Raw genomic sequence first — 13,849 nt, 5'->3', positions numbered from 1 at the left:
AGAAAAATCAGCCGCCTTCGGGCGGCTGCGTGTGAAACGAAGCATAAGGAGCCATTATGTCCAATCGAGTGCGATTACATATTTGGGGCGACTACGCCTGCTTTACCCGCCCGGAAATGAAAGTAGAACGGGTGTCTTATGATGTGCTTACACCTTCTGCGGCGCGGGGGATTTTGGCGGCGGTGCATTGGAAGCCGGCGATTCGTTGGGTTGTGGATAAGATTCATGTGTTAAAGCCGATTCGCTTTGAGTCGGTGCGGCGCAATGAGTTGGGCGGCAAGATTTCGGCGAGCAAGGTAAGCGGGGCGATGCGGCGCAAGAGTGTGCAGGATTTGTATACAGTGATTGAGGACGACCGGCAGCAGCGCGCGGCGACGGTATTAAAAGATGTCGCCTATGTGATTGAGGCGCATGTGCGGATGACGGCGAAAGCGGGTGTGGATGAAAATGCCACTAAGCATATCGAGATGTTTAAACGGCGGGCGGCTAAGGGGCAGTGTTTTCAGCAGCCCTGTATGGGCGTGCGCGAGTTTCCGGCGCATTTCGCTTTGATTGATGATGGCGATCCTTTTCCGCTTTCTGAATTATCCGCCCGTGAAAAAGACCGCGATTTAGGTTGGATGCTGCACGATATTGATTTTGACCACGGCAATACGCCGCGTTTTTTCCGTGCGCAGATGAAAGACGGTGTGATTGAGGTGCCGCCGTTTTATGCCGAGGAGGTAAAAGCATGATTCTCACGGCATTAACCCGTTATTACCATCGTTTGGCGGCGGGAACAGATAACGTCGGCAATCCGAAAGTGCCGCCTTATGGCTTTAGTGAAGAAAAAATCGGCTGGATTTTGGTCTTGTCTTCAGACGGCCTGTTGGTCGATGTGGTGCCGCATTTAAGCACGGATAAAAAACCGCAACCTAAGCTTATGAGCGTGCCGCGTCCGGAAAAGCGCACTTCGGGAGTTAAGCCGAATTTTCTTTGGGATAAAACCGCTTATGTATTAGGCGTAGAAGCCAATAAAGACAAGGCCGCCGCGCAAAGCCAACCTTTTGTGCCGTCTGAAAAAACCTTTGCCGCGTTTAAACAATATCATGTGCAGCTTTTGCAAGATACGGCCGATGAAGGTTTGCGCGCCGTGCGTTTGTTTCTCGAACATTGGCAGCCGGAAAAATTCGCCCAAGCGCCATGCCGCCCTGAGATGTTGGATGCCAATGTGGTGTTTAAATTAGACGGCAGTAGCGGCTATATTCATCAACGCAAGGCGGCACAAGCATTGTGGGCAACGCTATTGGTAAACGATGAAGCGGAGCGGGGTTTATGTTTGGTGAGCGGTGAAGAAGCGCCGATTGCGCGGCTGCATCCGGCGATTAAAGGCGTGTGGGGCGGGCAAAGTTCGGGCGGTTCGATTATTTCTTTTAATAAGGAATCGTTCACTTCTTTTGGCAAAGAGCAAGGCGCGAATGCGCCGGTATCGGAGCAGGCGGCTTTTGCCTATACCACGGCGCTGAATTATCTGCTGCGGCGTGAAAACAAACATAGTCTCACCATCGGCGACAGCAGCACGGTATTTTGGGCGGAAGCAGCCGAACATGCCGAAGCGGAGGAGGCGGAAGATTTGTTCGCCGCAATAATGGATCCGCCGGATGATGAGCAGGAAAACAACAAAATATTCAATGTGCTAAAGCAAATGGAAAAAGGGCGGCCATTGCAAGAAATCGCCCCCGATTTATCGCCGGATACGCGCTTTTATATCTTGGGCTTGGCGCCGAATGCTTCGCGGATTTCCATCCGTTTCTGGCTGGATACCACATTCGGCAAACTGTTCGATAATCTGGCGCAGCACTGGCAGGATTTGCATTTAGAGCCGCAGGCGTGGAAAACCCCGCCTTCTATCTGGCGGCTATTGGTGCAAACCGCCGTATTAGGCAAAAGTGAAAATATTTCGCCGCTATTGGCGGGGGAAATGGCGCGTGCGGTAATTAGCGGCACACCTTATCCACTCAGTTTGCTATCACAATTAATTGCCCGTATCCGTGCCGACGGCGATGCCAACGGTTTGCGCATTGCCCTGATTAAAGCCGTATTGCAACGGCGTTTCCGCAAAGATTTGATTAAAGAGGAGGTTCCCGTGAGTTTGAATACCGAAAGCCGTAATACGGCCTATTTATTGGGGCGGCTGTTTGCCGTGCTTGAGCGCATTCAGTATCAGGCATTGGGCGAATTGAATGCCGGCATTGCCGACCGTTATTACGGCTCGGCTTCCGCAGTCCCTTTTTCCGTTTTCCCGCGCTTATTGAGCGGTGCCAAACACCATTTATCGCGCCTGCGCAAAGATAAAAAAGGCATGGCGGTGAATCTGGATAAAGATTTGGGCGCCATTATCGAACAATTGCCGGAAACCTTTCCGCGCCATTTTAATATCGACGAACAAGGCCGCTTTGCCATTGGTTATTACCATCAAAAACAAAGCTATTTCGCCGCCAAAGAATCTACTGCAAACGAGGAATAATGATGTCTATCCAAAACCGCTATGAATTTGTTTATTTTTTTGATGTCACCAACGGCAACCCCAACGGCGACCCCGACGCAGGCAATATGCCGCGCCTTGATCCCGAATCCAGCAAAGGCTTGGTTACCGATGTATGTCTGAAACGCAAAATCCGTAACTTTATCGAGCTTTCCAGCGAAAATGAAGCGGGCTACGAAATCTATGTCAAAGAAAAAAGCGTTTTAAACCTGCAAAACAAACGCGCTTATGATGCCTTAGACATCAAACCCGAAGCCAAAAAACTGCCCAAAGACGAAGCCAAAGCGCACGACATTACCGCATGGATGTGCAAAAACTTTTTCGATATCCGCACATTCGGCGCCGTGATGACAACCGAAGTCAACAGCGGGCAAGTACGCGGGCCGGTACAAATCGCTTTCGGCCAATCCATCGACCCGATTGTGCCGCTGGAAGTATCCATCACCCGCATGGCGGTAACCAATGAAAAAGACCTGGAAAAAGAACGTACCATGGGGCGCAAATATATCGTGCCCTACGCCCTATACCGCGCACACGGCTTTATATCCGCCAAACTTGCCGAAAAAACCGGCTTTAGCGATGATGATTTAAGCAAATTATGGGAGTCGCTCAAACTCATGTTCGACCACGACCATTCCGCCGCCCGTGGCGAAATGACCGCACGCAAACTGATTGTATTCAAACACGATAATGCCCTCGGCAGCCAACCGGCACATAAATTATTTGAGGCGGTAAAAGTCGAGCGCGTTCAAGGCGACAGCGGCACACCCGCCGGATCGTATAGCGACTACCGCATCACTATCGATTCAGACGGCCTTGATGGCGTTACGGTTGAAGAATTGCTGTAAACATGCGTTCCCTACCCCTCTCCGCCCTGCAACACTACGCCTTTTGCCCGCGTCAGTGTGCCCTGATTCACAACGAACAGGCATGGGCGGAGAATTTTTTAACCGCCCAAGGGCGGGCGCTGCATGAGCGGGTCGATTCGGGCGAGCCGGAAACGCGCAAAGGCATACGCTTTGAGCGCAGCGTGCATGTATCGGCGGAAAAACTCGGCGTGCATGGCGTATTGGATATGGTCGAATGCGATATGCAAACAGGCCGTCTGAAACCGATTGAATATAAACGCGGCAAACCTAAGCCCGCTCCGTTTGACGAAATCCAACTTTGCGCCCAAGCCCTCTGCTTGGAAGAAATGACCGGACAAACCATTACAGAAGGCGCGCTATGGTACGGCCAAACCCGCCATCGCCTACCGGTTGCCTTTTCAGACGGCCTCAGGGCAGAAACTTTGGCGACGATTACAGAAGTGCGCGAATTGCTGGAAAGCGGGCAAACCCCGCCGCCGGAATATGGCAAACGTTGTAAGGCTTGTTCGTTGGTTGAAGTTTGTCAGCCGGTGTTGTTGGGGAAGGATAAGTCGGTAAAATATGTGGCAGTTTTTTGGAAATGAATAAGCAAGTGATAGGTTTTAGAAAACTTAATCTGGGAGGTTAATATTATGTCAAAGAGTTTATTCTTAGTGAAATATCAAGATCAAAACTATTATGATGATACTTCTGAAATTTTGGAACAAACACCTTTAAGGGAAGATGTATATGAAAAGTTGAAAGAATATATTGGAGAAAAATATATTTCAGAAACTAAAGATTCCACTGAAGAAATTTTAATAAATTACATCAATGATGAAAATTTGATAAAAATTATTAATGATATATTGATACCTGCATGTATTAAAGGAAGTGAACAAATAGATAAAAAAATCATTGATAGTAGTAATACGGAAGAAAAATTATTTTTACTCGGAGATTTGATTAACATATTGAAGATTCTATCTATTAAGCGTGATAAATATAATAAAAATCTTAATATATTAGTAATGGTAGGGTAAATACAATGTCTAATTTAGGTAAAAAAGGTGAAATGAAAGTTACAGGGCTAATATCAGGCATGGGGCAGTGTGATGATCGCATTGACTTAACTAGGCATACAAGAACTAATACACCAGACAATGGGTGTGATATTGTCTTACATCACACAGTAACTCACTTTAATGAGATGATGAAAATATCTACGGGTGAATTATCTGATTTTTCAAATCCTCAAGAAGATAAAAGTAAAAAAATCCAAACAAGAATAGATGTAAAAAATGAAAATAATAAGATTACTAAGCCTTTAGCAGAAAAATTTATAGGTGATATTAAAAAACATCCAGATTGTATTGGGCAGCTTTTGATAGGAAATAATGGATTAACTAAAGGAGCAAAAGAAGTACTTGATGAAGCTCAGAGAAATTACCCAAATAAGAAGATAGGTTATATTTCCAATGACGGAGTAAATAAATTGTGTGAAGTAACACAAAGACAGTTAAAAACACAGAATAATAGCAGACAAGGATATTTTGGAATTGAGATGGATGAGGAATGACAAGTATAGGTTGAATTAGCCGAAAACATAAATCTGTAACATTCAGAAATTCCAACAAAAATCTGTTTTGAGAGACAAGCAAACTTGGGTTGGTTTGAAATCTTAATAAAATCATAAAATTTACTAACATTGAGTCTGTTAACTTTGCCTATAGTCTTATCTAAAAGTTTTCAGTCAGCCTTTGCCAAGCTAATCAATAAATAACAAATAGCAAATAGAATAATTAAAGGGGATTCAAACCATGCGCAAACTACAAAACACGCTCTACATCACCACTCAAGGCAGCTATTTGCATAAAGAGCGGGAAACGCTGGTTGTAGAACAAGAGCGCAAAAAAGTAGCGCAATTGCCGATACATGCCATCGGGCATATTTTTTGCTTTGGTAACGTTATGGTGTCCCCTTTTTTAATGGGATTTTGCGGTGAGAACAATGTCAATTTGGCTTTCTTTACTGAAAACGGGCGCTTTCTCGGCCGTTTGCAGGGGCGGCAGAGTGGTAATGTATTGTTGCGGCGGGCGCAATATCGGGTATCTGAACAAAATCCTGTTCCGATTGCCCGCAATGTGATTGCGGCAAAAATTCAGTCTACTAAACGGGTATTGCAACGCCGCCTGCGCAATCATGGCGAGCATGAAGATATTCAGGCGGCGGTTACTGCATTGAACTTTAGTTTGCAGCAATTAAAACGGGCGCAAAGTTTGGATTTGATTCGCGGTATTGAAGGCGATGCCGCGGCCCGTTATTTCGGGGTATTTCGCCATTTATTGCGTGAACAAAGTGGTTTTTCATTCGACGGTCGCAACCGCCGTCCGCCGCGCGACGGGGTGAATGCCCTATTGTCTTTTTTATATAGCATTGTCGGCAAAGATATTAGCGGCGCACTGCAAGGTGTGGGCTTGGATCCGCAAGTGGGCTTTTTACATGCCGACCGCCCCGGCCGCGATAGCTTGGCGCAGGATATTCTGGAAGAATTTCGGGCTTGGTGGGTCGATAGAATGGTTTTGAGCCTGATTAACCGTGGTCAGGTTAAGCCGCAAGATTTTGTTACCGAAAGCAGTGGAGCGGTGAATATTAAAGCGGAAACGCGCAAATTGCTGTTTCAAACATTGCAAAGTAAAAAGCAGGAAAAAATCATGCATCCGTTTTTACAGGAAGAAGTTTCCATCGGCTTGCTGCCGCATATTCAGGCATTATTGCTGGCACGGCATCTGCGCGGCGATTTGGCAGAATATCCGCCTTTTCTTATGCGCTAATGTTGCCAGATAGATATTTTCAGACGGCCTTTCGGGTAGCCTTTGAGGCCGTCTGAATATCGCGGTATAAAGACATTAAAGCCATAAGCATCTTTTAAATGAAAACACGGGTTTCAGACGGCCTATAATATTTGTTTGAAAAATAAAGGGGAAATAGTATGCTAATGTTGATTACTTATGATATTTCGCTGGAAGACGAAGCAGGACAAGCAAGATTGCGGCGTATTGCCAAACATTGTTTAGATTACGGCGTGCGTGTGCAATATTCGGTATTTGAATGCGATATTGCGCCGGATCAGTGGGTAGTATTAAAAGCCAAACTGCTCGAAACCTATAACCCCGATACCGACAGCCTGCGCTTCTATCATCTGGGCAGCAAATGGCGCGGCAAAGTCGAACATCACGGAGCCAAAGCTGCGCCGGATGTGTTTAAAGATACCTTAATTGTATAGTTCGCTAATATATAGTGCCCATGAAAATACGGTGAGATTAGCGATTTCTATAGTTCTTTAACAATCAGGATATTAAGAGAGAAGTATAGCAATAAAGGCTGTGCTATACTCTCTCTTCGCTCTTTAGATAAGACCCTAGCGAAGGCTTGCTTCAAAAGCCTTACCAGTTAAGGGATTTCAAAGGGGCTTCAGCCGCCTTCGGGCGGCTGTGTGTTGAAACATATAATACAAACATTGAAACAAAACATGAAAGGTTCAGCCGCCTTCGGGCGGCTGTGTGTTGAAACAGCTTGACCAACAAGGCCGCATACAAAGTTTTAGTCAGCCGCCTTCGGGCGGCTGTGTGTTGAAACATTACCAATACTAAACCATTTGTCATTAAAATTTTCAGCCGCCTTCGGGCGGCTGTGTGTTGAAACGTCTTTAACGATTGTTACCGCAAAAGCCATATAATCAGCCGCCTTCGGGCGGCTGTGTGTTGAAACAATCCAATCGCCTAATGCTTCCCAATCTATTGGGCTCAGCCGCCTTCGGGCGGCTGTGTGTTGAAACCATCTGGGTGTATTGAAGCCGAAGAGCCGGAACATCAGCCGCCTTCGGGCGGCTGTGTGTTGAAACGCATTGTTAAAAAAACGACAAATAGATATTGATGTCAGCCGCCTTCGGGCGGCTGTGTGTTGAAACGCGGCTAACCTTGCAGCCCTCGTCATACAAGGTACTCAGCCGCCTTCGGGCGGCTGTGTGTTGAAACGATGCCGTATTTTTTGGCTTGGCTGCGTAGTGTTCAGCCGCCTTCGGGCGGCTGTGTGTTGAAACATGCATTAAAACTTTCGGCAAATAAAATACCCCGTCAGCCGCCTTCGGGCGGCTGTGTGTTGAAACCTGCGCCGCCTCGACCTCTTCCGCCGGCCGACCGATCAGCCGCCTTCGGGCGGCTGTGTGTTGAAACAATCCAGTTTTTGATTGGCTCAAGGCCGTCTGAAATCAGCCGCCTTCGGGCGGCTGTGTGTTGAAACAAAGCCAAAGACACCGCCCGCGCCGCCATCCGGGCTCAGCCGCCTTCGGGCGGCTGTGTGTTGAAACAACAATAGATTGGCCTACTCCGACAATTAAAATCATCAGCCGCCTTCGGGCGGCTGTGTGTTGAAACCGTCTTTATCGGCCGCTTTATCTTCGGTTTCGTCGTCTCAGCCGCCTTCGGGCGGCTGTGTGTTGAAACTCGGGCAGGGGTGATAATGGTGATTGGTTTGGTGCTCAGCCGCCTTCGGGCGGCTGTGTGTTGAAACTAGTTTTTCTAGGTTTAGCTGTTTGATAAGGCCGTTCAGCCGCCTTCGGGCGGCTGTGTGTTGAAACTCAATCACTAGCCGCAAAATGTCGTAGTTATCAGCCATCAGCCGCCTTCGGGCGGCTGTGTGTTGAAACTTTACTTGCCAAGCCTAACGCAAGGATTAACCCTGTTCAGCCGCCTTCGGGCGGCTGTGTGTTGAAACGCCAATATCTCCAGCGGCCCTCCTTTAAAACTATTCAGCCGCCTTCGGGCGGCTGTGTGTTGAAACACTCCTTAACAGGGTAGGCTTCCGCGTCGCCTGTAATCAGCCGCCTTCGGGCGGCTGTGTGTTGAAACGTCCAGACGGGTTGCTCATCGCCGCCCCGTGCCAGATCAGCCGCCTTCGGGCGGCTGTGTGTTGAAACGCGTTGCGGCCATCGGCCGGACATGTTGATGCCCGGTCAGCCGCCTTCGGGCGGCTGTGTGTTGAAACTCTTCGAGAAACGATAACATGTATAAAATACTTTTTCAGCCGCCTTCGGGCGGCTGTGTGTTGAAACTCAAATAGGGCATCATCGACGGCAAGGGTTAATTCTCAGCCGCCTTCGGGCGGCTGTGTGTTGAAACTCTCATACAGATTCTGAACAACAATATACTGAAGTCAGCCGCCTTCGGGCGGCTGTGTGTTGAAACGTTCTTTTTAGCTGAATAATCACATCAATATTTTTCAGCCGCCTTCGGGCGGCTGTGTGTTGAAACCGTAAGGGCGGAATGAAAGTGAAACCTCATCGGTCAGCCGCCTTCGGGCGGCTGTGTGTTGAAACCCGTCTTGCAAGCCTTTGGTTTTTTCGTCTAGGCCTCAGCCGCCTTCGGGCGGCTGTGTGTTGAAACAACTTAGCCCTTGCCGTCCGCTGCTCTTGTGTTGTCAGCCGCCTTCGGGCGGCTGTGTGTTGAAACTAGCAAAGGATATAAAAAATGATTAAACACCCAATCAGCCGCCTTCGGGCGGCTGTGTGTTGAAACCGGCCTACATGCTAAAGCGACAGGCGGGCAATCATCAGCCGCCTTCGGGCGGCTGTGTGTTGAAACCAGACGCGGCGGCGTTTGAGGCGGCCGCAGATATTCAGCCGCCTTCGGGCGGCTGTGTGTTGAAACATTGCAAATACCTTTATGATAATCAATCTGACTTTCAGCCGCCTTCGGGCGGCTGTGTGTTGAAACCCGCCAGCCGCCTCAATGCGCGGCTTAAGTATCTTCAGCCGCCTTCGGGCGGCTGTGTGTTGAAACAACCGGAATATCACACAAGTGAATCATGTCGCCAATCAGCCGCCTTCGGGCGGCTGTGTGTTGAAACACCGTAAACAGGGCTGCTAATGTGTGCAATAATGGTCAGCCGCCTTCGGGCGGCTGTGTGTTGAAACTGTTGTATCCATCATTAAAACTGACCATCTAAGTCAGCCGCCTTCGGGCGGCTGTGTGTTGAAACTCTTAAAAAATAGAAAGTTCCAAATTATGTACTATTCAGCCGCCTTCGGGCGGCTGTGTGTTGAAACTTGAGGTAATTCGTTTAAAAGAGAATCTGCCATTCAGCCGCCTTCGGGCGGCTGTGTGTTGAAACTGCGGTTTTATTAGGCACTCTAATTTATTTCAAGTCAGCCGCCTTCGGGCGGCTGTGTGTTGAAACGCTAAAAATCAACCGTTACCGGCTATTTATTTAGTCAGCCGCCTTCGGGCGGCTGTGTGTTGAAACTTTGTTTTTATCGGCAATCACCTTGTCTTTGGCTTGTCAGCCGCCTTCGGGCGGCTGTGTGTTGAAACGAGTTGCACGCGCACAATGGATATGGATGCGATCTCAGCCGCCTTCGGGCGGCTGTGTGTTGAAACGCCAGTGTCGCCAGCGGCCCGCCGCTAAAACCATGTCAGCCGCCTTCGGGCGGCTGTGTGTTGAAACCTGATATAGCAGGAGTAATATTCCAACGAGCAGTTCAGCCGCCTTCGGGCGGCTGTGTGTTGAAACCATATAATTATTGCACCAATTAGGCATAATAATACTCAGCCGCCTTCGGGCGGCTGTGTGTTGAAACACTTAACCTATAACTAGCTTCTACCAATACATTGTCAGCCGCCTTCGGGCGGCTGTGTGTTGAAACGCTTAACCAAAACCAACTATCCGCTGGCGACCATTCAGCCGCCTTCGGGCGGCTGTGTGTTGAAACTAGAATGTATAATATTGTTATTATGTGTGCTTGGTCAGCCGCCTTCGGGCGGCTGTGTGTTGAAACAGATAATTTCGACTTGTTCGGGGACGAGTTGGCAGCTCAGCCGCCTTCGGGCGGCTGTGTGTTGAAACCCTTAGACTGGGTGCGCCTTGAGCTACAACTGCGACTCAGCCGCCTTCGGGCGGCTGTGTGTTGAAACAAAACAAACACGGCCTTAATCCTTAAACAAAATAATCAGCCGCCTTCGGGCGGCTGTGTGTTGAAACATTGTCGCGGCGATTGAGGGTATAACGCGGCGCACTCAGCCGCCTTCGGGCGGCTGTGTGTTGAAACTTCAAGATACTATCTTAATAGGTGATTTCGGCGATCAGCCGCCTTCGGGCGGCTGTGTGTTGAAACATTTTAAGAATTTAAAAAAAGATGGTTCGATCGGTCAGCCGCCTTCGGGCGGCTGTGTGTTGAAACGTTTTGATTATAGTCAGCCGTCCCAAAATACCCAATCAGCCGCCTTCGGGCGGCTGTGTGTTGAAACGATATCCGGTAGTGGTAAAGTCGTTTTTGACCCGGTCAGCCGCCTTCGGGCGGCTGTGTGTTGAAACGCAAGATAATGGATGAACAAGACATGAGTGCGGCAGTCAGCCGCCTTCGGGCGGCTGTGTGTTGAAACAACTAAATCCAACCGAAGAGATTTATAATCAACATTCAGCCGCCTTCGGGCGGCTGTGTGTTGAAACGTATATACAGGTATACCCACCCTATTAAAGGGTGGTCAGCCGCCTTCGGGCGGCTGTGTGTTGAAACACTCACCTATGAAAACAGGCTGCATCAATGCCTTTCAGCCGCCTTCGGGCGGCTGTGTGTTGAAACAATGTGAATAAAATTGATTTGACAAATGACGATGCTCAGCCGCCTTCGGGCGGCTGTGTGTTGAAACTGTTACCCTGTCCAAGTTGTCCAACTGCCGAATTTCAGCCGCCTTCGGGCGGCTGTGTGTTGAAACTAGGGCAAGTGCGGTGTTTGAAGATATATTTGGGTTCAGCCGCCTTCGGGCGGCTGTGTGTTGAAACTGACCATCTCGTTTTTAAAAATATAAGACCTTATTCAGCCGCCTTCGGGCGGCTGTGTGTTGAAACCCGCTAGATTGGGTGCGCCTTGAGCTACAACTGCTCAGCCGCCTTCGGGCGGCTGTGTGTTGAAACGTGTTGTTAAGCCATTAGCAGCCAACCTATTGTCAGCCGCCTTCGGGCGGCTGTGTGTTGAAACCATCTTGCTTACCTTTCTTGCTTAGGGATTCTCTTCAGCCGCCTTCGGGCGGCTGTGTGTTGAAACATCGCCTGACACCATCATCAGGATAAATTGCCCCGTCAGCCGCCTTCGGGCGGCTGTGTGTTGAAACAAATTGACATAAACGAACTATCTGAAAACCAAGTCAGCCGCCTTCGGGCGGCTGTGTGTTGAAACGCGCAGCAAATGGCAGTACATGATTTCACCGTCTCAGCCGCCTTCGGGCGGCTGTGTGTTGAAACTGTAGCACCATTACGGCGTTCACGTTGCTGGCGTTCAGCCGCCTTCGGGCGGCTGTGTGTTGAAACAGCTTTAGTTAAGCCAACAGTGTTAATGCTTTTGTTCAGCCGCCTTCGGGCGGCTGTGTGTTGAAACTATACAAGATTGAATGTCAGAATAAATCTTAGCATTCAGCCGCCTTCGGGCGGCTGTGTGTTGAAACGCCTACAGTATCAAAACCTTACAAATCGCCGAACTCAGCCGCCTTCGGGCGGCTGTGTGTTGAAACATATCTTGGATAATCGGTTGTAATATTGTTGCCTGTCAGCCGCCTTCGGGCGGCTGTGTGTTGAAACTAGAGCTATGTTTGCTGGTGGATGCTATTATACGAATCAGCCGCCTTCGGGCGGCTGTGTGTTGAAACATTTTTACCCAAAGCTTGACTTATATCCGTCCTTTCAGCCGCCTTCGGGCGGCTGTGTATAGAAACTTAAATGATCTAGCAGCAAAATGAAACCTACTTGGAGTTAGCATCGTTACCCAAGCTTTTTTTGTGGCAGGGTGATCATTTTCTATTCAGTTTATTTTTGATTATTTTTAGTTTTTTCATTTGTGGTATCATTTGAATGATAACTTTCATAATGAAAGGATATGAGAATGAATAACGTAATAGGAACTATAATTTTAGGTGGCCTCGGAATCTTGGTTATTGCATATGTACTAATTTCTGGAGCAATAGCACAGAAAAAAAGAAACATACGTTAACCTTTTGTGAGAACCTGCACTATATGTGTAGGTTTTCCAAACAGTATCGATAATCCTAAAAACAATACCATTTTATTGAATAAGGATTACTTGTTCAGTTATCAGCCGCATTCGGATAGCTGTATATAATAAAAGCAATCCGGCCTACTTCTACTCATCTCACTCCTGTTCTTCCAAAGCCTGTTTTAAATAGCTATGCCGAAACTTAAAGCCTTGTTCCAATAGATTCTTAGGCATCACCTTTTGTCCATCAAGCAATAAAGTCGACATTTCACCCAATATCAGTTTTAGTATAAAGGCCGGTACGCCCATAAATGTGGGTCGATGCAAATAGCTGCCTAATGTTTTGGTAAACTCCTGATTGCTCACCGGATTTGGAGCGGTTAGGTTATATAGACTTACCATGCTGCCGGCTTCGGGTTTGTTTTGCGTCTGCTGCGTTTGTTTGGCCAAATGTTGTTCAATAATAAATCCTGTGGCGTTTACCCAATCCTCTTGGCTAATCCAGCTCATTATTTGTTTACCATTGCCTAGTTTACCGCCGAGCCCGAATTTAAACGGGGTTAGCAACCGGGCAAGCATACCGCCTTTGGGGTGTATCACCACGCCGGTGCGCAAGATAACCACTTCAATGCCTGAAGCGGTGGCAAGTTCGGCTTCTTTTTCCCATGCTTCGCATAAATCATGGGCGAAATCGCCGACAAAACCGCTATTCTCATCTAATGTTTTTTCACCTTGAACACCATACCATCCAATGGCAGAACCGCTCACGAGCAGCTTGGGCGGTGTTTGGGTACGCGCAATAAATGCTAAAACGGCTTGTGTGGGGCGGATTCGGCTGTCGAACAGGGCTTTTTTCCGTGCTGCGCTCCAACGCTTATCGGCAATGCCCGCTCCGGCAAGGTTGATAATCACATCAAAGGTTTCTTCGGTGGTTTTGAAGTCTTCATAAGTCATTAAATCGATATAATCGGGATGAAACTGCCCGCTATCTCGGGTTAACCATGTGATGCGGGTAGCAGAATTTTGATTATTGTCCGACAAGTTTTTTAACCGTCGGCTTAAAGACCGGCCTAAAAACCCCGAACCGCCTGTGATTAAGATATTCATCACCCATTCCTTTTAAAGAGATTAAACTTCTAACCGACTAAATATTTATTTTCAATATTTCAGCAGGCAAATCTTAACAATAAATATTGATTTTGAATATAGCAAACTATTATTTAATAATATTGTTTTCAGACGGCCTGATTTATTTAATGAATATAATGCCCTTTTCTATACAATAAAATCAATAAATCTATATTTGCACCCCGAAAATGCCGACATTATCGTGTATTCGCTAAAGCCAAACAAACGTGCGGATATGCAATCCGCCCCTATATAAGGCCGTCTGAAAATAAAGTTATCATGGATATTCGGATAATTCGCCCTTTA

At 47.7% G+C, this 13,849-nt stretch carries 9 protein-coding genes and 1 CRISPR repeat array; of the genes, 8 read left to right on the top strand and 1 reads right to left on the bottom strand.

Annotation, left to right across the window (positions count from 1 at the left end):
• Positions 1 to 56 precede the first annotated feature (56 nt).
• The 8 genes from cas5c to cas2 all read left to right on the top strand — a co-directional run bounded on the left by cas5c (position 57) and on the right by cas2 (position 6,658).
• The gene (gene cas5c / locus NXS09_RS06960) at positions 57 to 734 is read left to right on the top strand and encodes a type I-C CRISPR-associated protein Cas5c (protein ID WP_259291830.1); all 678 of its coding nucleotides are present in this window, start codon (positions 57 to 59) and stop codon (positions 732 to 734) included.
• Positions 731 to 2,506, top strand: a complete 1,776-nt coding sequence (gene cas8c, locus NXS09_RS06955; RefSeq protein ID WP_259291829.1) for a type I-C CRISPR-associated protein Cas8c/Csd1 — start codon at positions 731 to 733, stop codon at positions 2,504 to 2,506. The genes cas5c and cas8c overlap by 4 nt, the downstream gene beginning before the upstream one ends.
• Complete coding sequence (gene cas7c, locus NXS09_RS06950) at positions 2,506 to 3,372, top strand: type I-C CRISPR-associated protein Cas7/Csd2 (protein WP_259291828.1); 867 nt, start codon at positions 2,506 to 2,508, stop codon at positions 3,370 to 3,372. Before cas8c ends, cas7c begins: the two co-directional genes overlap by 1 nt.
• A 2-nt stretch (positions 3,373 to 3,374) precedes the next feature.
• The gene (gene cas4, locus NXS09_RS06945) at positions 3,375 to 3,977 is read left to right on the top strand and encodes a CRISPR-associated protein Cas4 (RefSeq protein WP_259291827.1); all 603 of its coding nucleotides are present in this window, start codon (positions 3,375 to 3,377) and stop codon (positions 3,975 to 3,977) included.
• Positions 3,978 to 4,025: 48 nt separating this feature from the next.
• Entirely contained in the window at positions 4,026 to 4,415 is a 390-nt protein-coding gene (locus tag NXS09_RS06940; RefSeq protein WP_259291826.1) for a hypothetical protein, read from the top strand.
• 5 nt (positions 4,416 to 4,420) lie between these two features.
• On the top strand, positions 4,421 to 4,951 hold the full coding sequence (locus NXS09_RS06935; RefSeq protein ID WP_259291825.1) for a hypothetical protein: 531 nt from the start codon (positions 4,421 to 4,423) through the stop codon (positions 4,949 to 4,951).
• A gap of 241 nt (positions 4,952 to 5,192) precedes the next feature.
• Complete coding sequence (gene cas1c, locus NXS09_RS06930) at positions 5,193 to 6,206, top strand: type I-C CRISPR-associated endonuclease Cas1c (protein ID WP_259291824.1); 1,014 nt, start codon at positions 5,193 to 5,195, stop codon at positions 6,204 to 6,206.
• Between the two features lie 158 nt (positions 6,207 to 6,364).
• On the top strand, positions 6,365 to 6,658 hold the full coding sequence (gene cas2 / locus NXS09_RS06925; RefSeq protein WP_259291823.1) for a CRISPR-associated endonuclease Cas2: 294 nt from the start codon (positions 6,365 to 6,367) through the stop codon (positions 6,656 to 6,658).
• A 188-nt stretch (positions 6,659 to 6,846) separates the two neighbouring features.
• Positions 6,847 to 12,137: a CRISPR direct-repeat array (repeat unit 32 nt; unit sequence TCAGCCGCCTTCGGGCGGCTGTGTGTTGAAAC).
• A gap of 434 nt (positions 12,138 to 12,571) precedes the next feature.
• Here the strand turns inward: cas2 and NXS09_RS06920 are convergent.
• Positions 12,572 to 13,522: a TIGR01777 family oxidoreductase gene (locus tag NXS09_RS06920; RefSeq protein ID WP_259291822.1), complete on the bottom strand. Its 951-nt coding sequence runs from the start codon at positions 13,520 to 13,522 to the stop codon at positions 12,572 to 12,574.
• Between the last annotated feature and the right edge of the window lie 327 nt (positions 13,523 to 13,849).

It is taken from the genome of Neisseria montereyensis, from assembly GCF_024834045.1.
Lineage (GTDB): Bacteria > Pseudomonadota > Gammaproteobacteria > Burkholderiales > Neisseriaceae > Neisseria > Neisseria montereyensis.
Note: the sequence above shows the minus strand (reverse complement) of the source record. Positions and strands in the feature narration are given on the sequence as shown.